Here is a 24718-nt window from a genome sequence, read left to right as displayed (position 1 = left end):
CCCGCCGTCCTCAATAGAAAGTATGGTGATCGACGGTGCTGGAGCTGCGGCAGTTCGAGGTGCTGCGGGCGATCGCCCGCGAGGGCTCGCTCGCGGCTGCCGCACGGTCACTGCACTACAGCCAGCCGACCATCGCGCACCACCTAGCCGCGATCGAGTCGCACTTCGGCGCCCCGCTGGTGCACCGAGGTCCGCGCGGTGTCCGCCTCACCGAAGTCGGCAGGCTCGTGCTCCCCCACGCGGAGGCGGTGCTCGGCCGCGTGGGACTGGTCGAGCAGGAGGTCCGCGCGCTGGTCGAGCACGGCGCGATGTCGCTGCACGTCGGCACGTTCCCGACCGCCGGGGCGCTGCTGCTCCCGCCCGCGGTACGGCAGTTGGCCGAGGATGGGGTCAGGGTCTCGCTCACCGAAGGGGAACTGCCCACCCTGGTCAAGGCGCTGCGTGGTGGCGGAGTGCAGATCGCCCTGGTCTATTCCCAGCCGGGTGAACCCCTCGACCTCGGTGAGGAGTTCGTACTGCACCACCTGCTCGACGATCCGCTGCTGCTGGCGCTGCCTGGCAACCACCCGCTCGCCGGTCTGGACCGTGTCCCGCTGGGCCAGTTGCGCGATGCGGGCTGGATCATGGGCACCAGTGACTGGGACCCCTGCGATCGCGCCCTCGGATGGGCTTGCGCGCAGGAGGGTTTCGAGCCCGTCCGGGTCATGCGCACCGACGACTACGGCATGCTCAAGGGCTTCGTCGCGGCCGGGACCGCGGTCGCCCTGATCCCGCGGCTCGCGCTCACCGGCCACGAGTCCGACCCCGATCTCGCCATCCGTCCCGTCGACGGACCACTCCTGGCCCGTCGCATCAGCGTCGCCATGCTCCGTTCCACCGTCTCCGACGCCGCCGACACGCTGCGCGAAGCGCTGACACAGCAGGCCGGGAAGATCACGCAAGCCTGGTGTGAGACTCCCGCTTGAGGAAGGCCCCGAGAAGGCGGCCCAGAGTGTCCACGTGGACGGCGGGACCGGCGGGGGACACTAGGTTCCACCCGTCACGTCCGACACTGCCTGGGCAAGCACGTCGACGGCCCGGTCGATCTGGGCGTCATCGATCACCAGCGGCGGGGTGATCTCCAGAACGTTGCCGCCGACCACGTACACAACGACGCCCAGCTCCCATGCCCGCCGCGCGATCGCGGCCGCCATCGACGGGTCCGGCTTCTGCGTCCCCGGGTTGGTGATCTCGACGCCGATCGCCAGCCCCCGCCCGCGGAGGTCACCGATGTGGCCGCCCTGGAAGGTGGCGTAGCCGACCAGCTGTTCTCTGAGTCCCGACAGGAAGCGCGCTCCCGCCACTGCCGCACGCTCGGGCAGCCGCTCCTCCACCAGGATCCGCAGAACAGTCCGGCCGACCGCGGCGCAAATGGGATTGCCGGCGGTCGTCAGAAGAGAAGAGCCGACCGGTTCGTCGAGATAGTCAGAGGGGCCCACGGCCGCAGACAGCGGTAGCCCCGCCCCGAGAGACTTGCCGAACGTAATGATGTCGGGCGTCGCCCCGTCGTGCTCAAACGCATGCAGCATCCCTGTTCTGCCGAGTCCGACCTTGACTTCGTCGCAGACCAACGGAGTGTTGTAGAGGCGGCAGAGATCGCCCACCCCGGTCAGGAAGCCGTCCGGCGGCACAACCAGCCCGCCGTCGGCGAGCAGGGGCTCGACGATGAGGCAGGCCACGTCGCCCTTGCTCAACTCCTGTTCGACAGCGCTCAGGCTTCGGACGAGGTCGGCCGCAGCGTCTCCGTCCGCCGCATGGAACGGGGTCGGGTAGGGCACCAGCGTCACGTGCGGGTCCGGAACGGCCCCGCCGTTGATCTGCACACCCGACACTCCCATGGCGACTCCGGTTCCGCCGTGATAGCCCTTCTCGAAGGCGACGATCCGGCGAAGGCCGCTGCGGGCCCGGCACGCCCTCAGTACGGCGTCGTTCGCGTCGGAGCCGGCGTGTCCGAGGTAGACACGGCGACCAGCAGGCCCGGGTGTGAGCGCCAGCAACTCCTCGGCGAACGCGACCGCCTCCTCGTGAACGGCGGAGAGGACGCTCGCACCTGGCGGGGCCTGCGCGGCGGTCACGATCGCCTCGGTCACCGCCGGGTGGCCATGCCCCAGCCCACTGGCTGTCCAGCTCGCCGAGAGGTCGATCAGCTCCCGGCCGCCGGGCTCGATCAGGATGGCGCCGCGGCCCGCGGCCACTTCCAGCGGGAAGTAGCGCAGCTTCTGGACGCCGGCGATGACCCGAGCGTCGCGCTCAGTGATGGAGGCGGCAGCGGACGGGCCTTCCTCTGCCGCGTGTTGGGGTGGGGGTGCGGTCATCGTGATCCTCCCACCCGGGCTTCGCCGATCTTCTCCGTCAGTCCTCCACCGACGGTGCGCTCAGTCCTTCCGACGCGCAGCCCGACGAGGACGCCGACCGCGCACCAGTAGACGCCGAGCATGGCAGCGGAGGTGGGTGAATCGGCGTCCCGTACGTTGAACCACAGCACGACCAGGATCACCGCGGCGCCCAGGGTGGGCAGCACGACGCCGAGTACGCGGCCGCGGCCGCCATGGATGTGGTCGAAGCGGGAAGAGCCGACGAAGCGGAGTGCGGCGACTTCGACGACCAGGTAGGTGACCATCAGGCAGAAGGAACCGGCGATGGCGAACAGGAAGTACGCGTCGCTCGCGCCATTGCCCGTGCCCATGTCGGGCCAGCTCGTCACCGAGCACACCAAGTTCATGAGGAAGGCGACGCCGACCACGGCCCACATGGCCCGCCGGGGTCCGCCCGTGCGCTCGTGGATCTTGCCGAGCCAGGACGGACCGACGCCGTCCCGGGCGAAGGCCTGCATGACGCGGCCGGCGGTCGCGGCGGTGGCCATGTGTGAGGCGAACGCCGCGATCGTCGCAGTGAAGACCACCACCAGAGCGAACCCCGAGCCGATGTACCGGTCCGCAAGGTCTCCGAGGGTGTTGTCCGAGGTGCGGAATGCCTCAAGGCCCGCTTTGTCGGTTCCGAATCCGACTGTCTGCGCGAACATCACGACGACGAAGACCACGCCTGTCGCGATCAGCGTGCCGCCCAGCGCGCGGGGGATGTTGCGGCCCGGGTTCGATGTCTCTTCACCCATCGACGCACATGCCTCGAATCCGGCCCACGAGAGAAAGGCGGCGACGACACCGCCGAGTACGGCGGTCGCGCCGATGCCGCCGGAGAACGTGAAGACCGACATGTCCATGCCCGTAGAGGGAGCTCCTCCGCGGCTGAAGATGACACCGATGAGAACCAGCATGGCAATGATGCCGATGCCTTCCAGGACGAGCAGTGTCTTTGCGATGAAGGAGACGTCGCGACCGGCGAACGCCAAGGAGACCGCTGTGAGCACCAGCACCGTGACAAGCCACGGGACCTGGAAGGGTTGGCCGCCGGGTTGCAGCTGCGCAAGGAAGGCGTTCACGAACGATGCCGTCAACGCCAGACAGCCGATGGAGAACCCGACGTAGGCGCCGATCATGGCGAAACCGGCGAAGACGCCGGTCCGCCGGCCCAGTGTCCGGCCGACCAGGGCATAGGCGGACCCTGCGTGATTCAGGTGGCGGGTCAGCCGAACGAAGCTGTAGCCGACCAGGGATACCCCGATCAGCCCGATGAGGAAGACCAGGGGCACCGCCTTCCCGACCGAGGCGACCAGGCCCTGCCCGTTGCCGGACATCGCCAGGGTTGGACCGACCGTGCCGAGCGAGAGTGCCCCTGCAACCCAAATCGGCAGGTCGCGCCTGGTCTTGCCGGTGTGGTTCGCGATCTCTGTGCTGGTCATGTGCTGCCCTTTGGTGATTGGCGGACGCCCCGCTCCCGTTTCCGGCTCCGTCTGGTTGGCCGTCGGAAAGCTGCCGAAGGGAGGCGGTTGTCACTGGGATGTGTCCGGGTGTGTGCTTCACGCAATGTTGTGCAGCCTTCTATTGCTCACAGACTCCGTGTCCATCGCCACCAGCGGTCTCGCCGCCTACGGCTGAGCCGTCGCTCATGACCTCACTGACCGCGTCGACGAGCAGGTCGATGTCGGCCTCGGACGCGACGAGCGGAGGGGCGAAGCGCACGGTCGAGCCGTGTGTGTCCTTGGCCAGCACGCCGCGGGCGAGGAGTCCGGCGCAGGCCTCGCGGCCGGTCATGAGGTCCGGGGCGATGTCCACTCCGGCCCACAGGCCGCGGACGCGGACTTCCGACAGGCCTGAACCGATGAGCCCGTCGAGTCCGGCGCGCAGTCGCTCTCCGAGCTCATGCGCGCGGGCCTGGTACTCCCCGGTCTGGAGCATGGCCACGACCTCAGCTCCGACGGCCGAGGCCAGTGGGTTGCCCCCGAAGGTGGACCCGTGGGTTCCGGGGGTAACCACGCCGAGGATGTCGCTGTCGGCGACCACAGCGGAGAGGGGGAGGATCCCGCCGCCGAGGGTCTTGCCGAGGATGTAGACGTCCGGGACCACGTCTTCGTGGTCGCAGGCGAAAGTCTTCCCTGTGCGGGCGAGGCCCGACTGGATCTCGTCGGCGACCATGAGGATGTTGTTGCGCGTGCACACCTCCCGGAGCCGGGAGAGGAATCCCGGAGGTGGGATCACCACCCCGCCTTCTCCCTGGATCGGTTCGAACAGCACGGCCACGGTGTTCGGGGTGATCACTTGCCGGATGGCGTCGATGTCTCCGTAGGGGACGGAGACGAAGCCCGGCGCGAAGGGGCCGAAGCCTCCGGTCGCGGTGTCGTCGTCGGAGAAGCTCACGATGGTGGTGGTCCGGCCGTGGAAGTTGCCCCGCATGGTGATGACGCGGGCGGAGTCGGCGGGGATGCCCTTGACCTCGTATCCCCACTTCCGGCTCACCTTGATGGCCGTTTCGACCGCTTCGGCGCCGCTGTTCATCGGCAGCACCATGTCCTTGTGGCACAGACCGGCGAGTGCCTCGGCGAAGCCGCCGAGTTGGTCGTTGTAGAAGGCTCGGCTGGTCAGGGTGAGGTGGTTGAGCTGCTCGTTCGCCCGGCGCAGGAGACGGGGGTTGCGGTGGCCAAAGTTGAGGGCGGAGTAGCCGGCCAGGCAGTCGAGGTAGCGGCGACCTTCGATGTCGGTCACCCAGGCGCCGTCACCGGAGGAGAGGACCACGGGCAGTGGGTGGTAGTTGTGGGCGGCGAACCGCTCGGTGCGGGCTATGTGTACGTCCGTGGCGGAGGCGGGCGTGGTTGCCGGGATGGTCACGGGGCTTGGTTCCTTCGTTGGGCGGTACGGGGCAGGACCCGAGGAGCGGAGCGGATCAAGAAAGAAGGAGCGGAGCGGTAGGCTCTGTTCATGAGTGGGGTTCCTGGCGAGTTCGCCTCCGTTCGCAAGTTGCTGCTCGGCAGGATGGACGGGCTGACACCTGGCGAGCGGAAGGTGGCGCGGGCCCTCTTGGCGCAGTACCCGACCGTCGGCCTCACCACGGCCGCCCAATTGGCGGCCGCCGCTGACGTGAGCGCCCCGACGGTGATCCGTTTCGCCACCCGGCTCGGTTTCGAGGGCTTTCCCGGTCTGCAGCGCGCCTTGCTGCACGAACTGCACAGCGAGGGCGGATCGCCCCTGGTCCAGTACGAGGAGAAGCCTCCCGCCTACCCGCAGGGCATCCTGCGCGGGACCCGGCAGGCCTTTGTCGACATGATCGACGCGTCCTACGACGGGATCCCCGAGTCGGAGTTCAGTGCCCTGGTGGACCTGCTGAGCGACACCAGCCGCGCGGTGTGCCTGGTCGGCGGGCGTTTCAGCCACGTGCTGGCCGATTACCTCCTTCTTCATCTGCGGCTGCTGCGGACCGGCGTCCGCATGGTCGGTGAAGACGAGGCCGACCGTCTGGTGGCCGTGGCGGACGCCGGCACGCAGTCCGTCTTCGTGATGTTCGACTACCGGCGCTACACCGATGCCAACCTCCGTCTCGCTCAAGCGGTGAGCCGGCGGGGTGCGACGGTCGCCCTGATGACGGACAACTGGCTCTCGCCGATCGCCAAGGTCTCCAAGGTGGTGCTGCCGTGCCGGGTGCAGTCGGCATCTCCGTTCGACTCGCTGGTGGTGGCGATGGCCGTCACCGAGAGCCTGGTGGCAGGCGTGGCGGGCGCTCTGGGTGAGGGCGGCCGCGCACGGCTGACGCTCATCGAGTCCGTCTCGCTCGACGATTAACCGGCGGATCAGGAGCTTCCGCCGGACGACAGCGACGGGGGAGCGCATGGCTCGGCTGTCGCACTCGATGAAACGTTCATTACGCTAACACCGCTACCTATGGTTCGTGAAGTGAGACGTTCACTGAAGCGTCTGTAATGAAAGTTTCAGCTCCACGTATTGACCGCTAGATGTAACGCATGTATCACTCATGTTCAGCCGTTGGCTCATACACGACTTGCAGAGGCTGGAACATGACCGCATCGCCCCCGCTGTTCATCGCCACCAGCGATCTCGCCGCCATCACCCGCGGACGAGCCGTACCCGCCAGTGAGGAAGAGGCGGTGCTGCGCCGGGGTGTCGGCTGGGTGCCCGCAGACCTCGCCATCACCTCCTTCGGAGAGATCGCGCCGAACGTATTCGGCTCCGTCGGGGACCTGCGACTCCTGCCCGTTCCCGCCTCCCGCGTGCGGCTGCCCCCTTCGGGCGGACTGCCGGGCGCCGGCCTCTGCCTCGCCGAGCAGGTATACCCCGACGGACGCCCGTGGGAGTGCTGTCCGAGGGTCTTCGCCCGCTCCGCACTGGACGACTTCAAGCAGGCCACCGGGCTGGATGTCGTCGCCTCATTCGAACACGAGTTCACTCTGGGCGGGTTGCGGCCCACGGCGCCGTTCTCGTTCGAGCGATACCGCGGCGCGGAGCCGTTCGGCAGCCAACTGCTCCAGGAGCTCGGGGAACTGGGCCTGGAGCCGGAGAACTGGCTGCCGGAGTACGGAGCCGACCAGTTCGAGATCACGCTGTGTCCCACGGACGCCCTCCAGGCCGCGGACCGCGCCATCCTGCTCAAGGAGGTGGTGCGTGACCTCGCCCGCCGCCACGGCCGCCAGGTCACCTTCGCCCCCCTGCCCGACCCCGACGGCAGCGGCAACGGCGTGCACGTCCACCTCTCGCTGCGCGACGCGGCCGGCCGGCCCGCCCTGTACGACCCCGCCCGTCCGGGAGGACTCTCCGAACTCGGGAGCCGCTTCGCGGCCGGAATGCTCAACCACGCCCCAGCCCTGTCGGCCATCACAGCCGCCAGCCCCGCCTCGTTCCTGCGCCTGCGGCCCCACCGGTGGAGCGTCGGAGGAATCTTCCTCGGCGAGCGCAACCGCGAGGCTCTCCTGAGGATCTGCCCCACCAGCAGCCTCGGCGGAGGCCGGGCGGCCGAGCAGTACAACCTCGAGTACCGTGCCGCGGACGCCACGGCCAACGCCTGGCTCACGCTCGGCGTACTCATCCGCGCCGGCCTGCAGGGCATCACAGAGACTTATGACAGCCCGCACCCGTGGCCCGAAGGCGCAACACAGGAAGACCTCGCCGGCGTGCCCGCCCTGCCCGGCAGCCTCACCGAGGCCCTCGCGGAGCTGGAGAAGGACACCGTCGTCGCCGACTGGTTCCACCCCCACCTGCTGGACACCTTCACATCCGTCAAGCGCGCTGAGATCGAGCATGTCCACGACCTCGACCCCAGCACACTGTGTGAGGAGGTCTCCCGTGTCCACTGACCTGACGGACGAGCTGGCACAGCTGCGGCTCGTCGACCACCACGTCCATTCCACCCTGGCCGCCACACCCGACCGGGCCGCGTTCGAACTCCTCATCACGGAGGCCGACCGTCCCGGCCCCGCCGGCACCACGCAGTTCGACTCCCAGCTCGGCTTCGCCATCCGCGCCCACTGCGCACCTCTGCTCGGCCTCGACGCCCACGCCCCGGCCGACGACTACTGGGCTGCCCGCACAGCACGGCCGGAGGAAGAGGTGGCGGACACCTTCCTCCGGGCGGCGGGCGTCGACCACTGGCTCGTGGACACCGGCTTCAAGGGCGACCTCCTGCTGCCGCTGGACCGGCTGTCCGGCGGACGCGACGAACAGGTCTCCGAGATTCTCCGCCTGGAGAGCCTGCTGGAGTCCGTCGCCGCCGGCGCGACCGCGCAGGCGCTGCTCACGGACTTCCGCCAGGCGCTCACCGACGCGGTGCCGCACATCCGAGGTCTGAAGTCGATCGTCGCCTACCGGTACGGCTTCGACATCGACCCGGAGCGGCCGTCACCGCGTGAGGTGCAGAAGGCCGCGGCGCGCTGGCTGGCCGAGCTGGAGACGGGCGTACCTGCCCGCGTCAGTGACCCCGTACTGCTGCGCATGCTGCTGTGGGAAGGCGCCGACACCGGTCTGCCCCTCCAGCTCCACACCGGCTACGGGGACGCCGACCTGGAGCTTCACCGCTGCGACCCGCTGCTGCTGGCGCCGTGGATCAAGGCGGTCGAGCCCACAGGCGCCGCCGTGATGCTGCTGCACTGCTACCCCTTTCACCGCAACGCCGGTTTCCTTGCCCAGGTGTTCCCGCATGTGTACCTCGACGTCGGTCTCGCGGTGAACCACACCGGTGCCGCATCACCCGGCGTGGTGGCGGAGAGCCTGGAGCTGGCTCCCTTCACCAAGATCCTCTATTCCTCGGACGCGTGGGGGCCGCCCGAGCTCCACTACCTGGGAGCCCTGCTGTGGCGTAAGGGGATGGCGGCAGCGCTCTCACGTTGGGTGCACGCCGGCGAATGGTCGACGGCCGACGCGGCGCGCGTGGCCACACTGATCGGCCGGTCCAACGCCGAGCGCGTATACCGGCTCGCCTGAGTCGACCTCTCTTAGGCCGCAGCCACGGTACACAGCGGAAAACCGCTGCTCAGTGGTGCTCTACCGAGCATCCGCACGCCCTGTCATACAGCAGATATCGCCTCAAGCCCGAGGAGTTTCCATGTCACGCAACTGGAGGGTGACCGGCCCCGCGGTCGGCGTCGCCGTCATTCCGCTCCACGTCGACCACAAGCAGGACGGGACGCCCCACGACCAGCCGCCCGGTCCGTGACATGAACCGCCCGCCCGAGTCGCCCTCCGTCGCCGCCCAACTGCGCGCGCACCTCGATACCCTTCCCCGGGCCGAAAAGCGGGTCGCCCGCGTGCTCCTCGCCGGATATCCCACCAGCGGCCTGGAACCTCTCTCCGCCGTCGCCCGGCAGGCCCAGACCAGCACCGCCACAGTCCTCCGCCTCGCCCAACGCATCGGCTACGAGGGCTACCCGGAGATGCAGCAGGCACTGAAACGGGAGACCCAGGAGCGCTACGCCTCTCCCGTCGCCCAGTACGCCGAGGCGCGCCATGACACCGGCCAGGACGTGGTGGCACGCTCCCGCGAGGTGCTCATGGAGTCCACGGCGAGCACACTCCGCCGGCTTGCGCCGGACGAACTGCTGCGCGCAGCAGACCTCCTGGCCGACCCCGGGCGCCGCATCGCCACCCTGGGCGGGCGGTTCAGCACAGTCCTCGCCTCCTACCTCGCCGCCCACCTCCAGCAACTACGCCCCGGCGTCCGGCACCTGTCCTCGACGGCCAAAGGTGCCTACCTCCTTGACGCGGGCCGCAGGGACGTCGTGGTCGTCTTCGACTACCGCCGCTACCAGCGCGAGACCGTCGCCTTCGCCCGGGACTGCGCCGCACGGGGAGCCAAGATCATTCTCTGTAGCGATCCCTGGCTCTCACCCGCCGTAGCCGTGGCGGACGCCGTCCTGCCCGCCCAAGTGCGGTCGCCCTCACCGTTCGACTCCCTCACCCCGGCGGTCGCCGTCGTGGAGACGCTCATCGCCGCGGTCGTCGAGCGGACCGGCGAGACCGGCCGGCAACGGGTCGCCGCCTACGACCGTATCGAGGGCGACATCTTCACCGAAGACGAGCGGCCGACCGTGCCCCACCTCGGAACGAAAGAGCATGACCAACGTGAACAAGACCGATACCGCCCTTGAGACCCTCCGGGAGGGCCGAATGAGCGGCGCCGAACTGACCGACGCGACAGCGGCACGGTCCACGTCCGACACCATCCGCCCGGCCGACCTGGCAAGCGCCCTGCTCGACGAACTGCCCGCGGCTACCAGCCTGCGCCGCGACCTTCACGCAGCTCCGGACCTCACCGGTCAGGAGGCATCCACACGCGATCTCGTCCTGTCCGCCATGGGGGCGCACGGCCTCGGCCGCATATCTCGCGACAACGCGGAACACGTCGCGGAGACGGGCGCCGCGATCCGGGTCGGCGGGCCGGGCCCGGCCATCGCGGTCAGGGCAGAGCTGGACGCCTTGGCCGTCACCGAAGAGACGGGCGTGCCGTGGGCCTCGGCGCGGGCCGGCCGCATGCACGCGTGCGGGCACGACGTCCACATGGCCGCACTCGTCGCCCTCTCACGCGCGGTCGCACGCATGCCCGGCCTGCCGCCACTGCTCGCGGTGCTCCAGCCGAGAGAGGAGAGCTACCCCTCAGGAGGCCAGGACATCGCCCGGTCCGGAGTCTTCCGACGGCACGAAGTCACCTCCGTCATCGGGGCCCACGTCCAGCCCACGCTGCGTGGCGGTGTGGTGGCCGCCACCCCGGGCCCGGTGAACGCCGCGGCCGACGAGTTCTCCGTCACCGTCGCGGGAGCCGGCGGACACGCCGCCTACCCGCACCTGACCCGGGACCCCGTCCTGGCGCTCGCCAGCATCGTCGTGGACCTTCAACACCTCGTCAGCCGGGGCGTCGACCCCGTCGAAGGGGCCATCGTCAGCGTCTCCACCCTCGCCGCCGGCACCGCCCCCAACGTGGTGCCCGACCGCGCGGTCGCCACGGGAACGCTGCGCAGCGTGTCGCGGACCACGCAGAACCACCTCCATCAGCGGCTCTCGGAAGTCGCGCGGCACCTGGCGCAAGCCCACGGATGCCGGGCCGAGATCAAGATCGAGCGCGGAGAACCCGTACTGTGCAACGATCCCGCCATCGCCGACCGCACCCTGGGCCTCGTCGAGGAACTAGGCCTCACCCCGGCCAAGCCTCTGCGTTCCTTCGGGTCCGACGACTTCTCCTTCCTGTCCGAAGAAGTCCCCGGCCTGATGATGTTCGTAGGAGTCGACGCGGGCGACCGCGCACGCCTGCACGGCGCGACATTCCTGCCCCCTGACCAGGCGGTCCACGACGTGGCGATGGCCATGCTCGCCGGCTACCTCTCGGCAGCGGCATCAGGCTGAGAAGCCGCACGGCAACCGCTGACCCAGCGCATCCTTCACCTGAGTTACGGGCCGAGACCGATCCGGATCGCCGATCCTTCTCAGGCGTCATGAGGAGTTTCCATGAACTCGAGAAATCCCCTGAAAGAGCCCGCTGACGACACGACCGGACGTGCCCCGGACGGCCAGGCCGACGCGGTTCGCCAGCCGCGCGGTGTCGAACAGCACGGTGTCGAGCCGGTGCCGCTCGAGCAAAGGACGGTCGGCTGGTGGGATCTGTTTCAGATCCTCATCAACGTCCTTCTCAACCCAGGACTGATCCTCATCGGCGGACTCTCCGTCGTCGCCGGCCTCTCGTTCTGGGCCGCCGTTTTCGCGCAGGTCTTCGCCATCGTGATCACCTTCGTGGCCTACACCATCATGGGCACGGTCGGAGTTGATTACGGACTGCCCGGCATCGTGTCGACGCGTGCCTTCCTCGGCATTTCCCTGTCACGCTGGATCCTCTCGGCGCTGCGCGCCGTCTCGTCGGCCTTCTTCTTCGCCTTCCAAACGCTGGCGGGCGCACTGGGCATCAAAGCGGTACTGGCTCAGCTCTTCGGCGTCGATCTGTCGTTGATCCTGGTGAGCGTCGTATTCGCGGTGTTCCAGGCCGTCGTCGCACTGTTTGGTTACAACTCTCTCAAGTGGCTGTCGAAGATAGCCTTCCCATTGAAGGTCGTCATCCTCGGCTATCTGCTCGTCGTCATGGCCGGGCATGACGCTCCCGGTTTCTCCCCGGGCGAGGTATTCGCCTACAAGGGCGAGGTCGGCTGGGAGTGGCCAGTTGTCGCGGTCTGGGTGAACACCATCGCCGCCGGATGGTTCAGCCAGGTCACCGACGCGGCCGACTACTGCCGGTACACCCGCTCCCGTAAGCACATGTGGATCGGCACCATGGCGGCGGCCGTCATCGGCACCGCGGGCGCCGGATTCTTCGGCGCGTACGCCGCCGCGGCCACGCTCGGCGAGAAAAGCAATCCTTTCGAGATCATCCCGGAGCTCGGGGCCGGTACATGGACCCTGCTGATGGTGCTCATCGTGCTCGTCCTCGACAACTGGACGATCAACGTTTTGAACCTGTACACGGGCGGCCTGTCGCTGGCGAACCTGGCAACACGCCTCGGCCGCTTCTGGTCGACCCTCGCCATCGCGGTGGCCGGCACCCTCCTGGCGGCCATGCCCGCGGTCGTCAATGACGTCAACGAAGCCTTCGGCGCCATCGGGAGTGTGTTCGGCCCCGTCTCCGGCGTGATCGTTGCCGACTACCTGGTTCTCAAGCGCGGCAAGATCGACGTTGCCGCGCTGTTCGATCCGCAGGGCCCTTACCGCTACGTCGGAGGCGTCAACGTCCTGGCGCTCGCCTGGATCGTCATCGGTCTAGGGATCTACTTCCTGCTGCCCGACTGGACGATTCCGGTCGCGGCCACCGCACTCCTGTCCGCGATCGGATACGCCGTCACCGCCCGCCTGATGCCCATGCGGGCAATCGAAGGAACAAAGGAGAGGACATGACACAGGAACAGGCGATCAACCGGGTCGTCGAGCAGATCGAGCGAGATCGCGACCGGCTCGTCGGAATCGTGCGCGACCTGGTGCGAATACCGACCGTGAACCCGAAGTTCGAACGGGCCGAGGACCTCAATCGCGAGGACGAATGCCAGCAGCTCGTCGGCAGCCTGCTGGCCGACGCCAACATGGCCGTCTCCACCGCGGAAGCCTTCCCCGATCGGCCCAATGTCGTCGGACGGCTGGACGGCGAGGTCGGCGAGGACGGGAACAGCCTGGCAATCAACGGGCACATCGACGTTGTCCCGAGCGGCGACGTCGACGCCTGGACCACCGGGCCATTCGAGGCGGCGGTACGCGACGGACGGATCTACGGCCGCGGCAGCTACGACATGAAGGGAGGGCTCGGCGCGGCCATCGGCGCGGTCCGCGCACTGGCCGCCTGCGGCATCGAACTCGCCGGCCGCCTGGAAATCCACAGTGTCGTCGACGAGGAAGCCGGCGGATTCGGGACTCGTGCACTGCTCGACGGAACGCCCCGAACGTCCGCGGTCATCGTGGCTGAACCGACGCAGACTGACGTGATGGTCTGCCAGCCCGGCCTGGAGTGGGTACGGGTCACGCTGCGCGGACTCGGTGCGCATGCGGGATGGCGCTACAACGACATCTACCCGCAGCCCCATGATCCGGACCGCACCCGACCCGGTGTGAACGCCGCCGAACTCGCGACTCGCTTCATCGGTGCGGTCGCCCACCTGGAGCGGTCCTGGGGGCAGCGCAAGTTTCATCCCCTGCTCCCGCCGGGCATCACCACGATCAGCCCCAGCGTGGTGCACGCCGGGGTCGGCATGGGACCGAACGGCCTGCCCACATCGGTCACCAACCCGGCCACCACTCCGGATGTCGCCACGATCGACTTCGACCTGAAGTACCTGCCCACCGAGACCTCCGAGCAGGTACGGCGGGAATTCGAGGACTTCGTACACCACTGGGCCATGATGGATCCTTGGCTGCGCGAGCACCCGCCGGAGGTCCAGTGGGACCTGTACGGACTCCATTTCCCCGAGTTCAACACCGATCCGGAGGGCCCCCTGGTCCGCGGCATCCTCCGGCAGAGTGCCCGCCACGGGCTCCCGGGCCGGGTCACCGGATTCCCCGCGGTCTGCGATGGCGCGTTCTACGAGGGTGCGGACCCGGTGATCTTCGGTCCCTGCGGCGCAGACGCACACGGGGTCGATGAGTGGGTGGACATCGACTCCCTCATCGGAGTCGCGAAGGTAATGGCCGTGACAGCAATCGAATACTGTGGAGTCACGCGATGAACCGATTCCAGGGAATGGTCGCCATCGTCACTGGCGCCGCAAGCGGCATCGGGCAGGCCACCGCCGACCGGCTGGCCCAGGAGGGGGCAGCCGTGGTCGGCACCGACCTCACCGCCTCCGCGACCATCGAAGGGCTCAACGTGGCCGACGAGGCGGCCTGGATCAGGACGATCGATCAGGTGCGAGCCGAGCACGGTCGGGTGGACGTTCTCGTCAACAACGCCGGCACGGGCGGTTCGCAGTGGTACCACGAACTCGACGCCGAGGAGTGGGACCGCGTCATCGATGTCAACCAACGCGGGACCTATCTGGGTATGAAGCACGTTCTGCCAGGGATGTTGGACGCCGGTCGCGGTGCGATCGTCAACGTGGCCTCGATCTTCGCGACCCATGCGGTCGCCGGGAACTCCGCCTACCACGCCAGCAAGGCCGCGGTAGTCGGCATGACCCGCAACGCCGCTGTCAGCTACGCCGACCGCGGTGTGCGAGTCAACGCCGTGGCACCGGGCTGGATCGACACTCCGCTCACCGCGCTGCAGCCGCGCGAACTCAACCAGAGCTACATCGACGCCACCCCGATGCGCCGCGGCGGGGTTCCCGGCGAAGTCGCATCGGCGGTCGCGTTCCTCGCCGCGCCCGAGGCCTCTTTCGTAACCGGCACTGTGCTGCACGTCGACGGGGGGTACCGGGCGACATGACGAAAGACGACGCGCAGGTATGGCCCGGCCATGAAGTCGCGGAACTGTGCGACGGGACGGCTGTCGTCGGCGACGTGTCCGATCCGCGGATGTGGGATCGACTCGTCCAGGGCACGACCCACGACCTCGGCGAGGTCACCGCCCTGGTGAACAACGCGGGAGTGTTCCGGGTCGGCGACATCACCACTTCCGACCCACGAGAACTCGACCTGCTGTACCGGGTCAACCAGCTGGCGCCGATACTCGCCGCACGCGCCGTCGCGCCCTCGATGCGCCGGGCGGGGCGGGGCTCCATCGTGAACATCTCCTCGACTGCCGGATTGTGCGGCCGAGCCGTTGACCGAGCGGCCATTCGTCATGCGAGCGGCTGGTGATCGACGCCGCGTCCCGCCGGCCGCGGCAGCAGGTACTCACGGACGCAAGGTCTGGCTCGATTCGGTGTGGGCGCGGACTGCCTCGGGGGAGCTGAGCAGCGGGAAGACCTCGCCGGCGAGCCAAAGATCGTAGAGGTCGTCGTAGTGCGAGCTGCGCGGATCACCGGACTGGCCCGGGGTGTTGATCGCAACGCTCGCGTCCCAGTTCCCGACATCGACGACGAACCGAACGCTGGCGCCCGTCGTCTGCACACCAGTCCCTGGATCCCGCACCGCGACGCCGACCGTCTCGGGACCGCCGGCCTTGGGCCGCGGCCCGATCCGCAGCCACGGAAGGCTTTCGTCGGCATGCTGCGAAAGCGGGTGCCGCAGAAGCGACGTGTTCAGCCGGCCCCAGGACCAAGTGGCGGGGTCGTCGCCCAACCGCTCCCGACACCGGCGCACGGCAAGCCCCAGCGTCTCCACGAGAACCCGCGTCCGGTCCTCACAGGCGTTGAGCAACTCGGTCTGCACCGTCATGTCACCGGACAGCGAATCGTCCGGCAGCACCCACGCGAGAGCTGCCTCGAGCCGGTCGTGCGGAACCAGTGGACGCAGCGCGTCCCGGTAGAGACGTTCACGCAACGGTCCCCGCAGCCACGTCTCGAACAACGCCGCGGCGGCCGAGTCGGTGCCCATCCGGTAGTCCCAGTCGTGCAGCCGGGTGAGCCCGGCGCTGATGTCCGGGTCGTCGTCCCCGCCACCGGCGGGGAGAAGGGAGCAGACGCTGCGTGCGACGATGCTGAGATCATCGTTCTGCAGCGCGATTGACCCCGCCACATCGCAATGCGTGTCCGCGCCGAGTACTTCACTCAGTCGCTGCGCCCGGAACGGCGGGTACCACTCGTAGGAGACAGGAACAGGGTCCCAAGACCCGTCCTCGGGAAGGTTCATCTCGTTGGCGGTCGCCACCCAGCCCCTGGCCGGATCGACGACGGTGGGCAACTCGCGGGCCTCCCGGAACCCGGCCCACTCATAGCGGCCATCCCCGGGCACGGGGAACAGACCGTTCCAGTTCGGGCGGATCGGAACCAACGCCCGTGGGCACCAGCCGATCCGGCCGTCGGCGTCGCCGAACACATGGTTCACGCCGGGCGCCCGCCATGGATCCAGGGAGGATACAAAAGCAGCACCGTCGCCCGCGTCGAGGTAGTTCAGGCTTGCCAGGTACGGCGCGGTGCCGGGCTCGAGCCACGCGGCGCGTACCGCGTGTGCGACGCCACGTGCCGCGTCGGAGTGAATGACCGGGCCGTGCCGGGTGAAACGAAGCTCGACCTCCCGGTCGCCGTCGGGCGACGGGATCCGCTCATGCACCACCTCCATTGACTCCCAGCCGTCGCCGTACCGGTATCGCGAGTCGTCGTCCGGATGGAGCTCGTAGACGTAGAGATCCTCCTGATCGACCGCCCAGATCGTGAGCCCGAACGCGACTGCGCCGTTGTGTCCGATGGAGATCCCGGGCAGCGCGGGCTCCCCAGCACCGATCACGTCGAACTCGGGGCAGCTGAGATGAACCAGGTAGCGCAGTGACGGCAACGACATCGCTCGATGTGGATCGTTGGCCAGCAGCGGACGCCCGGACTTGGTGCGCCCTCCGGCGACGACCCAGTTGTTGCTCCCTTCAAGGGTGCGCGTCGGCGCCGGGTGCGTCGCGACGGGACCCATGGCAAGTCGGTAGGTATCGAGGACGTGTGGGTCGACGGCAGCCAGATCAAGCCCCTCTGGAACCGACAGTGAGACCGCAGGCTCCCGCCGTCTGCGCAAGCCCTCCACCTCTGCACCGAACTCGCGCAGGGTCACCGCGCGCGCGACTTCCTGTTCCAGGTTGCCGTAGAGGCCGTGCGACCTGAGCCGGACAACGTCCTCAGGCTCCCAGAGAGCCGGCCGATACCCGAGTTCGGTGAACTCCGGGGGCAGCAACCCAGGGTCTCGCTCTGTGGCCGCGATCCAGGCGTTCACTCCTGCAACGAAGCGGGTGACCGCGGAGCGGGCCCGCGGCCCATATGCGGCCCACTCTTCATCGATATCGCCTCGATACAGGAACAGCCTCGCGGCACGGTCTCTTTCGACGTAGTGTGCTCCCAGCACCTCCGCGGTGCGGCCGAGACCGCGCCGCCGCCACCAGTCCAGCTGGAACAGCCGGTCTCGCGCGGCTACCCAGCCTTGAGCGAGGAAGGCGTCGTCCGCGGACGACGCCTCAATGTGTGGGATCCCCCAGCAGTCGGTACGTATGGTCACGGACTGCGTCAGGCCAGGTATGCGCAGCGGGGTGCTGTCTTCCACCGATGTCCTCCTGATGATCGAACCACCCTGTAGTTCAAACTGTCCACAGGGATTGATGAACGGAAGTTGCTATGCCGCTCAATTTGCCCGAAGGTAAGCGTTTTGCTGTGAATATCGGAGCTGATTTCGACGCCCACGCAGCCTGGATGGGATCGTTCAACCTAACCAGCCCATCGTATCTATCACGGGGCGAGTTCGGAGCCGAGGTCGGCGTACCTCGTATCCTCAATCTGTTGCGACGCCACGATATCCGGGCGACCTTCTGTACGCCAACCCATACGATGGCGACATTCCCCGAACAATTCCGGACAATCGTCGATGCGGGCCACGAGATTGCCGCGCACGGATGCTACCACGAGGCTGTTCCCACCTTGGATCCGGCAGAGGAACGGCGACTGATGAAGGTGACACTACAGCACCATGAGAAGTACGTCGGCGTGCGGCCTCGCGGTTACCGTTCCCCGGCATGGGACTTCACCGCGCTGACCCCAACCCTGCTCGACGAGTTCGGATTCGACTGGGATTCGTCCCTGATGGGGCGCGACTTTCAGCCGTATCACCCACGGCCCGTGGTCACCCTCGACCGAGAGAACGGAAATACCTTCGGGGAGCCGGCCAGGTTCCTCGAGTTTCCGGTGTCCTGGTATCTCGACGATTTCCCGCCGACCGAGTACGTGCCCGGAATGAACTCGGGCTTCACTCCGATCAACGCGCTGCTCGAGCAATGGATCGCTCAGTTCGACTATGCCTACGCGAACGAGCCGAATGGGGTTCTGTGTCTCACGACCCATCCGCAGTGCATCGGGCGAGCGCACCACATCACCGCACTTGAGCGTTTCATCGAGCACGTCGCCGCGCACGATGGCGCGTGGTTCGCATCGTTGAGTGAAATCTACGATGTCTGGACCGAAGAGTGAGGCGGGGACCGGCACAGGGCGAGATGTAGCCAACGACCACCATAGCGAGTATGGCGACATCCAGATGTTTGCAGGGTTCCCTTGCTGCTGCCGTCCGGTCACTCTGTCTGCATGAGTCTGTGCCGCCCTGATTGACCTGCCCGTGTTGCCCGCCAAGAGACTCCCGAACAGCAGTTGAGAGGTGATCCTCCGATGACCGGCTTCGTCGGTGTGAAGAACATGATTCGCTGGCTTACCACGCAGGGAATCGCCCCGACCCTGACCGGGATGGCGGAGGCAATAGAGGAGGACTTTCGGCGGTGGCCGGTGTTCAACAAGACGGAGCGCGTGGCCAGCCATACGCCGTTCGGTGTCATGGAATTGATGCCGATCGCAGACCCGGACCTTTATAGCTTTAAGTACGTCAATGGGCACCCACTCAATCCCGCGCGCGGGTACCAAACGGTTACCGCCTTTGGTGTGCTGGCCAATGTTCACAATGGATACCCTGTCTTCGTCGCTGAGATGACCATACTGACGGCGCTACGGACTGCCGCCACATCGGCTATGGCGGCTCGTGCGCTGGCCCGAAAGGATTCGACGGTCATGGCCATGGTCGGAGCCGGAAGCCAGTCCGAATTCCAGGCCATTGCCTTCCGTGAGCTTCTCGGCATCCGACGGCTTCGAATCTATGACACGGATGACCGTGCCACGGAAAAGTTCGTGCGTAATCTGACCCCCCTCGGATTCGATATTCAGGTATGCCCCTCCGGGAAGGAGGCAGTTCGGGGCGCGGAGATCATCACGACGTGCACCGCGGACAAGACACATGCGACATTGCTGTACAGCGCGGATGTCTCCCCAGGGGTCCACGTCAACGCGATCGGCGGCGACTGCCCTGGAAAAACTGAACTGGATCCAGAGATCCTGCGCCGCAGTACGGTGTTCGTGGAATTCGAGCCCCAGACGCGTATCGAGGGGGAGATCCAGGCGCTACCCGAAACGTTTCCGGTGACTCCTCTGTGGAAGGTTCTCGCGGGTGAGGCGGCAGGGCGGACCACCGGAAACGACATTACCGTCTTCGATTCGGTCGGATTCGCGATTGAAGACTACTCGGCCCTGCGGTACCTGTATGAAAGCGTCAGCGGCAGTCCTCTGTGCGAGGAGATCGATCTTGTTGCCGACCCGGATGATCCGAAGGATCTCTTCGGTTTTGCTCTCGCGCCGAGTCCGGTTTTCTAAGCCGCGCCGGGCCCCTGCAGCCGGCTTGGGAAATCCGTGGATCGGGTCCGCTCAGGTGAGGAGTTTCGCGAGCTGGGCCATCTCGGCGGGCGGGTCGATCACCGGCTGGATGAGGAGTTCGTCGATGCCGGCCTGTTCCAGGGCGGTGATACGGGTGAGGAGGTCGTCGCGGGTGCCGACCAGGGCCAGGGTGTTCATCAACGAGGGCAGGACCAGGTCGCGGTCGCGTGGTGCGATGCGTTCGAGGTAGTTGGGGTAGAGCTTGGTGTGCCGGTCCGGTGCGGTGGAGGTGGTGCCGCGCCGGTCGAGGAGCCGCCGCACCGCCTCGCCTTCCTCGGGGCCGAGTTGCCCGGCGAAGGCGGGTGTGTCGGCGGCGAAGGCCAGTAGCGACATGACGAGGTGGCCTGTGGCGTCCCGGGCCGGGTCGCCGTGGGGATCCTCGTCCTCGTCGAGGAGGTGGAGCGAGGTGACCACGTAGGAGTCCGCCCGGGAGTCCGGGTGGGAGTCGGGGGCATGGGGTGTGGCCTGGGCGGCGTGGCGGCGGGCGTCGTGAAGCGCGTGCCAGGCGGTGGGGTCCAGCAGGCCTACGGAGATGAGGCCGGTGCCGCGGCGGCCGGCGACGGCGGCGGCCTTCGGTCCGAGCAGCGCGGCCACGATGAACTCGATCGGGTCGGCGGTGTTCACGTGCCCCCCGGTGTGCAGGAACCGGATGTCGCGGACCCGGTCACCTTCGCGATACTCCGTCGAACGTCCGGCGCACAGGTCCTGCAGTGCGGCGATGAAGTTCTCCAGCCTGGCCGCCGTGGTCGGCCGCATGCCCAGGGTGCGCCGGGCGGTGTTTCCGGTGCCGACCCCGCAGATGATCCGGCCCGGTGCCAGGGCGTTGAGGCTGGCGAGCCCGCTCGCGGCGGCCGGGGCCGAGCGCAGGGCCGGTGAGGTCACGCCGATGCCGAGCCTGATGCGGCTGGTGGCCTTCGCACACAGGCTCAAGGCGACGAAGGGGTCACCGTGGACCATCGGGGTGTCGTAGACCCAGAAGCTGTGCAAGCCCATCTCCTCGGCCCGCACGGCGAGGTCCTCCACACCGGGGTGTGCGGCGACGATGACGCCCGTACGCATCAAGACCTCCAAGGTGTGCGGATGGGACCGGACGTGCTCAGCATGGCAGTTCCCGGCGCAGGGCCGTCGCGGAGTCGCGCGATCTCGTACCGTCGCAGGCCGGATGGCCGTGCCGCCGGGTGCTGGAGCGGGTCTGCCCAGGTGGGGTACCGGGCCCTGACGGTAGATCAACGGGCCGTGGTGGCGCATGATGGAGGAGCCCGTACCGTCAGAAGCGAGGTGCCGCGTCCCGATGAAGCGCAAGACCAGAATCCTCCTGGCGGGCCTGGCTTCCGTGGGCGGCGCCGTCGCCGTCGCGGGGCTGCTGCACAACCGCCGGCCTGATCGCAGGGAACGCCTCCACGCCACGGTCTTCAGCGAGCCCGGCTACATGGGCCGCAACAAGAGGCTGACCTGGACCGGCGGCGAGCGCGAGGTCGTCCCGCTCACCCGGGTACAGCTACCGCGCATCGGCTCGATCAGGCTGGAGCGGCTCGTGTACCGCTTCCAGCCCGAGGTGCGGCTGCCGAACATGCGCATCCTGTGGCACGCCCTCACCGAGCGCCCGGACCCCACGGACCCCGAGGGCGGCGTGGCCGGCTTCATCGCCATGCACCAGCTCGTCGGCATGTTCTCGGTGGGCTGGTGGGAGCCGGTCCGCGAGTCCGAGGCGCGGTCGGGAGTGCGGCTCTGGGCCGGGCGCCCCGGCTATCCGCCGCCCGCGCACGGCGAGGGGAACCCCTCCGGTAGGGCGGCCCCCGGCAAGGGGGCGGCTTCCGGTGAGGCGGCCGCTCCCGGCGCCCAGCCCTGGCACGACGTCCTGGCCAACACGCCCGACCTCGGCTCCTGGAGCACCCGCACCCGCTACCTCGAACTCGGCTACCACCACGGAAGCGGCCCCCGCGGCTGACCGGCCGCCTGCCCTGCCTGCTCCACCCTGCCCCTCGCGCCGCCACGTCAGTGGTGGGCGACGTGGGCGGTCAGCGCCGAGCGTGGTGGACGGCATGGTCAGGCTCCTCGCGGGTGTGAGCGTGGGTGTGTGTGCGGGTTCGAGGGGTTGAGCAGGCGGGCGATCTCGGCCTCGCCGTAGCCGAGTTCGGCGAACACGTCGCGGCTGTGCTGGCCGAGCGTGGGCGGGGCGGTGCGCACCGGTGGGCGCTCGCCGCGGAAGGTGACGGGGAAGGCGATCTGCCGCAGCGGCCCGATGGCGGGGTGGTCGACGTGCCGGACCATGCCCAGCGCCTCGGTCTGTGGGCAGTCGTAGACCTCGTCGAGATGGCGGATGGGGGTGACCGGGACGCCCTCGCTCCCCAGCAGGGCACACCAGTGGGCCACGGTGTCGTCGACCAGGACGGCCTGGAGCTTGGCGTTGAGGGCGGCGCGGTTCGCCACCCGATCTCGGTTGGTGACGAACCGCGGGTCGTCCACCCATTGCGGGTGGCGGAGCGCCTCGCACAGCCGGCGGAACAACGCGTCGTTGCCGACAGCGATCACGAAGTGTCCGTCGGCGGCCGGGTAGGCCTGGTACGGGACGAGGCTCGGATGGCCGGAGCCCAGGCGCCCGGGGCGCTCCCCGGTCGCGAAGTAGCCGGTGGCCCAGTTGATGTGCAGGGCCAGCTGGGACTCGTAGAGCGAGGTGGTGACGTACTGCCCGTGTCCCGTGCGCTCCCGTTCGACGAGCGCGGAGCTCACCCCGATGAGGCCGAAGAGGGCGGCGGCCAGGTCCCCCATCGCGTATCCGGCCTTGACGGGCGGGCCGTCCGGCTCGCCCGTGAGCGACATCAGGCCGGCCGAGGCCTGCGCGATCATGTCGTAGCCGGGCTCGTCGCGCAGCGGTCCGTGGTCGCCGAACGCCGAGATGTGCAGCAGCACCAGGCGCGGGTAGCGGGCGGACAGATCCTTGTAGTCGAAGGCGCGAGCGAGGGAACTGCCGGGGCGGAAGTTCTCCACGACCACGTCGGCGGTCGCCAGCAGCCGGTGGACGGCCTCCTGGCCCAGGGGCGACTTCAGATCCAGCGTCACCGAGCGCTTGCCGCGGTTGGCGGCCAAGTAGTACGTCGCGTCGGGGCCGTTGAAGGGCGGGCCCCAGCCGCGCGTGGGATCGCCGCCATCGGGGTGTTCGACCTTGATGACGTCGGCGCCGAGGTCGGCGAGCGACATCGTCACATACGGTCCGGCCAGGATCTTCGACAGATCGACGACCTTGATCCCGGCGAGCGGGGCGGCCGCGGGCTGCTCAGACACGGGTGGCCTCCGTCGCCTCGTGCCCGGCGCCGGGCGCGGGGACCAGGGCGAGGGGCACCCGGCCGCCGTCGGCGAGTTCGGCGAGGTGGTCCAGCGCGGTGCGGGGGAGGGCGTCCGGGTCGTTCAGCAGGGCAAGGTAGGCGTGGGCGACCAGGAACGTGCGGCCGTTGCCGGTCGCCTCGGCCTCGTACTCGGCCTGCTCGAAGAGGAGTGTGGCCATGATGGTGCGGGCGAGTTCACCGGCAATCCGGCCGATCCTCATCTCCGCTTCCTCCCCGGGGAGTTCCAGGAGCCGGTCCCCCTTCTCGCGGAGGGTCTTCCAGCGGTCGGCGAGGCGGTCGGTCCCGTAGGTGTCGGCGAGGGTGTGGTGGGCACTCCGGCGGCGCATGCAGCGCAGCACGTCGAGCGCGATCACGTTCGACGACCCCTCCCAGATGGAGCCGAGGTGGGCGTCGCGCAGCAGGCGCGGGTTGACCCAGTCCTCGATGTAGCCGTTGCCGCCGCGGATCTCCATCGCCTCGCCGGTGACGGTGCGGGCGCGCTTGCACAGCGTGTACTTGGCGAGTGGGGTGAGGACCCGGATCAGGTCCCGGGCGGCGGCCGACCCGTTGTCGGCCTCGGTCAGACGGGCGGCCGCCTCGAGCACGAGGCCGAGTGCGGCCTCCGCGTCGACCACCATCGGCAGCAGGGTGGCGCGCATCAGGGGCTGCTCGAACAGTGGCTTGCCGAAGACTTCGCGGACGCGGGTGTGGTCGATGGACTCGCGGACGGCGCGTCGCATCAGAGCGGTGGCGCGCATGGCGTTGGAGAGGCGGGAGACATTGACCATCTCGGCCATCTGGCGGAATCCGCCGGTGAGTTCGCCGACCGGGGTGGCATACGCCTCATCGAGGGAGACCTCGGCGCTCGCGATGGACCGCGAGCCGAGCTTGTCCTTCAGGCGGTCGATACGGATGGCGTTGCGGCTGCCGTCCGGGCGCAGCCTCGGGACGAGGAACATGCCGAGCCCGCGCGTGCCCGCGCCCTGCCCCGGGACGCGGGCGAGCGTGAGTATCACATCGGCGGCCGGATTGGAGGCGAACCACTTCTTGCCCGTGAGCGTCCAGTGTGTGCAGTGGTCGGTGGCGAGGGTCCGGGTGAGACCCACATCCGTACCGCCCTGCTGCTCCGTCATGAACATCGCTCCGGTGGCGCGGAGTTCATGGTCGGTGGAGGACAGGGCGGTGATCTCCTCGGCGTACCGCTCCGGGTCGAACAGGCGCAGGACACGGGCGGCGGAGTCGGTCATCGACAGCGGGCACGCCATGCCGAACTCCGACTGGACGTATAGGTAGGAGAGTGCGTACTTGACCGTGTGCGGGATCGCGGTGGGCCAGCCGTGGACGCCGGGGCGGTGCGACATCGCGGCGAGGCCGAACCGCTCGTACGCGATCGAGGCCACCCGGTCGTGCGCCGGGTGGTACTCGATCTCGTCGACGCGTTCACCGTCCGGGGCGTACTGGCGCAGCTTCGGCGGGTTGGCATCGGCGAGCGCGGCCTGCCGGTCGAGCTCACCGGCGGCGAGTTCACCGAGTTCGGTGAGCAGCGGTTCCACTCGGGCGCGGTCCTCGGCGGACAGGAGCCGGTCGAGCAGCGGGCGCAGGGCGGGGTCCTGGTCGGCGTGGTTCACGGACGGTTCTCCTGTCAGGCGAGGCGGGTGCGGCGGTGAGGCGGGTGAGGCAGGTG

The 24718-nt window shown here is 68.5% G+C and carries 20 protein-coding genes; 13 read left to right on the top strand and 7 right to left on the bottom strand.

Features of this window, described 5'->3' with window-relative positions; all coding sequences use genetic code 11:
* The first annotated feature begins 35 nt into the window (after positions 1 to 35).
* Positions 36 to 965: a LysR family transcriptional regulator gene (locus J2Z30_RS22855; RefSeq protein WP_044580447.1), complete on the top strand. Its 930-nt coding sequence runs from the start codon at positions 36 to 38 to the stop codon at positions 963 to 965.
* A gap of 60 nt (positions 966 to 1025) precedes the next feature.
* Here J2Z30_RS22855 and J2Z30_RS22850 read toward each other — a convergent pair whose 3' ends face one another.
* The 3 genes from J2Z30_RS22850 to rocD form a co-directional block, all read right to left on the bottom strand.
* Complete coding sequence (locus J2Z30_RS22850; protein ID WP_044580448.1) at positions 1026 to 2354, bottom strand: aspartate aminotransferase family protein; 1329 nt, start codon at positions 2352 to 2354, stop codon at positions 1026 to 1028.
* A complete protein-coding gene (locus tag J2Z30_RS22845; RefSeq protein ID WP_044580449.1) occupies positions 2351 to 3838 on the bottom strand; it encodes an APC family permease in 1488 nt (495 codons plus the stop codon). Before J2Z30_RS22845 ends, J2Z30_RS22850 begins: the two co-directional genes overlap by 4 nt.
* 139 nt (positions 3839 to 3977) lie before the next feature.
* Positions 3978 to 5261 carry an ornithine--oxo-acid transaminase gene (gene rocD, locus J2Z30_RS22840; protein WP_078957204.1) on the bottom strand — a complete coding sequence of 428 codons (1284 nt, stop codon included), beginning with the start codon at positions 5259 to 5261 and terminating at the stop codon, positions 3978 to 3980.
* A gap of 90 nt (positions 5262 to 5351) precedes the next feature.
* Between rocD and J2Z30_RS22835 the strand changes: the two genes are divergently transcribed.
* The 9 genes from J2Z30_RS22835 (at position 5352) to J2Z30_RS22795 (ending at position 15191) form a co-directional block, all read left to right on the top strand.
* On the top strand, positions 5352 to 6209 hold the full coding sequence (locus J2Z30_RS22835) for a MurR/RpiR family transcriptional regulator (RefSeq protein WP_044580450.1): 858 nt from the start codon (positions 5352 to 5354) through the stop codon (positions 6207 to 6209).
* A gap of 233 nt (positions 6210 to 6442) precedes the next feature.
* Entirely contained in the window at positions 6443 to 7735 is a 1293-nt protein-coding gene (locus J2Z30_RS22830; protein ID WP_044580451.1) for a glutamine synthetase family protein, read from the top strand.
* On the top strand, positions 7725 to 8858 hold the full coding sequence (locus tag J2Z30_RS22825; RefSeq protein ID WP_044580452.1) for an amidohydrolase family protein: 1134 nt from the start codon (positions 7725 to 7727) through the stop codon (positions 8856 to 8858). Before J2Z30_RS22830 ends, J2Z30_RS22825 begins: the two co-directional genes overlap by 11 nt.
* Before the next feature lie 233 nt (positions 8859 to 9091).
* The gene (locus tag J2Z30_RS22820; protein ID WP_052701924.1) at positions 9092 to 10021 is read left to right on the top strand and encodes a MurR/RpiR family transcriptional regulator; all 930 of its coding nucleotides are present in this window, start codon (positions 9092 to 9094) and stop codon (positions 10019 to 10021) included.
* Entirely contained in the window at positions 9996 to 11270 is a 1275-nt protein-coding gene (locus tag J2Z30_RS22815; protein WP_308280019.1) for a M20 metallopeptidase family protein, read from the top strand. The genes J2Z30_RS22820 and J2Z30_RS22815 overlap by 26 nt, the downstream gene beginning before the upstream one ends.
* Positions 11271 to 11372: 102 nt before the next feature.
* The gene (locus J2Z30_RS22810; RefSeq protein WP_044580453.1) at positions 11373 to 12803 is read left to right on the top strand and encodes a purine-cytosine permease family protein; all 1431 of its coding nucleotides are present in this window, start codon (positions 11373 to 11375) and stop codon (positions 12801 to 12803) included.
* On the top strand, positions 12800 to 14119 hold the full coding sequence (locus J2Z30_RS22805; RefSeq protein WP_044580454.1) for a M20/M25/M40 family metallo-hydrolase: 1320 nt from the start codon (positions 12800 to 12802) through the stop codon (positions 14117 to 14119). Before J2Z30_RS22810 ends, J2Z30_RS22805 begins: the two co-directional genes overlap by 4 nt.
* A gap of 14 nt (positions 14120 to 14133) precedes the next feature.
* Positions 14134 to 14817, top strand: coding sequence for an SDR family NAD(P)-dependent oxidoreductase (locus tag J2Z30_RS22800; RefSeq protein ID WP_052701926.1), 684 nt, complete (start codon positions 14134 to 14136; stop codon positions 14815 to 14817).
* Positions 14814 to 15191 carry an SDR family NAD(P)-dependent oxidoreductase gene (locus tag J2Z30_RS22795; protein ID WP_052701928.1) on the top strand — a complete coding sequence of 126 codons (378 nt, stop codon included), beginning with the start codon at positions 14814 to 14816 and terminating at the stop codon, positions 15189 to 15191. Before J2Z30_RS22800 ends, J2Z30_RS22795 begins: the two co-directional genes overlap by 4 nt.
* A gap of 36 nt (positions 15192 to 15227) precedes the next feature.
* Here J2Z30_RS22795 and J2Z30_RS22790 read toward each other — a convergent pair whose 3' ends face one another.
* Positions 15228 to 17513 carry a penicillin acylase family protein gene (locus J2Z30_RS22790; protein WP_107073451.1) on the bottom strand — a complete coding sequence of 762 codons (2286 nt, stop codon included), beginning with the start codon at positions 17511 to 17513 and terminating at the stop codon, positions 15228 to 15230.
* A gap of 71 nt (positions 17514 to 17584) precedes the next feature.
* On the opposite strand from J2Z30_RS22790, the gene J2Z30_RS22785 reads away from it, so the two are divergent.
* Together J2Z30_RS22785 and ocd are read left to right on the top strand one after the other, a co-directional pair.
* Positions 17585 to 18430 carry a polysaccharide deacetylase family protein gene (locus J2Z30_RS22785; RefSeq protein WP_044580458.1) on the top strand — a complete coding sequence of 282 codons (846 nt, stop codon included), beginning with the start codon at positions 17585 to 17587 and terminating at the stop codon, positions 18428 to 18430.
* A 192-nt stretch (positions 18431 to 18622) separates the two neighbouring features.
* Complete coding sequence (gene ocd, locus J2Z30_RS22780; RefSeq protein WP_044580459.1) at positions 18623 to 19651, top strand: ornithine cyclodeaminase; 1029 nt, start codon at positions 18623 to 18625, stop codon at positions 19649 to 19651.
* 51 nt (positions 19652 to 19702) lie between these two features.
* On the opposite strand, the gene J2Z30_RS22775 is transcribed toward ocd, so the two are convergent.
* Positions 19703 to 20770, bottom strand: a complete 1068-nt coding sequence (locus J2Z30_RS22775; protein ID WP_044580460.1) for an LLM class flavin-dependent oxidoreductase — start codon at positions 20768 to 20770, stop codon at positions 19703 to 19705.
* Positions 20771 to 21002: 232 nt separating this feature from the next.
* Between J2Z30_RS22775 and J2Z30_RS22770 the strand changes: the two genes are divergently transcribed.
* Positions 21003 to 21659, top strand: coding sequence for a hypothetical protein (locus J2Z30_RS22770; protein ID WP_044580461.1), 657 nt, complete (start codon positions 21003 to 21005; stop codon positions 21657 to 21659).
* A 98-nt stretch (positions 21660 to 21757) separates the two neighbouring features.
* Here the strand turns inward: J2Z30_RS22770 and J2Z30_RS22765 are convergent, their stop codons facing one another.
* Positions 21758 to 22993, bottom strand: a complete 1236-nt coding sequence (locus J2Z30_RS22765; RefSeq protein WP_044580462.1) for a CaiB/BaiF CoA transferase family protein — start codon at positions 22991 to 22993, stop codon at positions 21758 to 21760.
* On the bottom strand, positions 22986 to 24662 hold the full coding sequence (locus J2Z30_RS22760) for an acyl-CoA dehydrogenase family protein (protein WP_044580463.1): 1677 nt from the start codon (positions 24660 to 24662) through the stop codon (positions 22986 to 22988). The genes J2Z30_RS22765 and J2Z30_RS22760 overlap by 8 nt, the downstream gene beginning before the upstream one ends.
* Between the last annotated feature and the right edge of the window lie 56 nt (positions 24663 to 24718).

The organism is Streptomyces iranensis (assembly GCF_017874715.1).
Lineage (GTDB): Bacteria > Actinomycetota > Actinomycetes > Streptomycetales > Streptomycetaceae > Streptomyces > Streptomyces iranensis.
The sequence above is the reverse complement of the archived record's forward strand: the minus strand, read 5'-3'. Positions and strand labels throughout refer to the sequence as shown.